This is a genomic window from Bradyrhizobium sp. PRIMUS42 (genome assembly GCF_023006515.1).
GTDB lineage: Bacteria > Pseudomonadota > Alphaproteobacteria > Rhizobiales > Xanthobacteraceae > Bradyrhizobium.
Genome location: NZ_JALBGZ010001548.1, coordinates 1 through 507 on the forward strand (window position 1 = coordinate 1; position 507 = coordinate 507).

At 67.1% G+C, this 507-nt stretch carries 1 pseudogene; it reads left to right on the forward strand.

The features are described from left to right. Window positions 1-231: pseudogene (locus MOV75_RS41570) on the forward strand (DUF2946 domain-containing protein); the annotation flags it as partial. Between the last annotated feature and the right edge of the window lie 276 nt (window positions 232-507).

The window sequence follows — 507 nt, forward strand, 5'->3', positions numbered from 1 at the left end:
GATCAAGGCGGCCTGAACGATCGGACCGGCGCGCCGACCGCGCATGCCGGCGCGTGCGCCCTGTGTTGTCTGGGCCAAGCCGGTGCGTCGCCCGATTCGCCGAAGCATGCGGTACTCCAAATACCCTTCCGCCATGCCGAACCCGTGGTGTGGCATCCGGCGGATGCCCTTGCGATCGCCGTTCATGCGGGCACGAGCGCGCAGGCGCGCGCCCCACCTCATCTTTCCTGACGTAGCGACAAACCGAACCGTTGGCACGTGCCCTTGCCGTGCCGATCGCGTGTTCAATAGACCGGCCGACGTGCCGGATGTCAGGAATTCAAGATGTTACGCATTCGTGCGATCGGGAGCGCGGGCTTGCCCGTGCTTATCGGACTGGTGTCCCCGATCGGTTCAGGCGCGCTCGCCCAGGCTGCCTCGGAAGCGATTCCCGCGGTGACGGTCGAGGCGCCGCAAGCTAGCCGCCCCAAGCCAATCACCCGGCCATCCCGATCGCGCTCCGCTTCG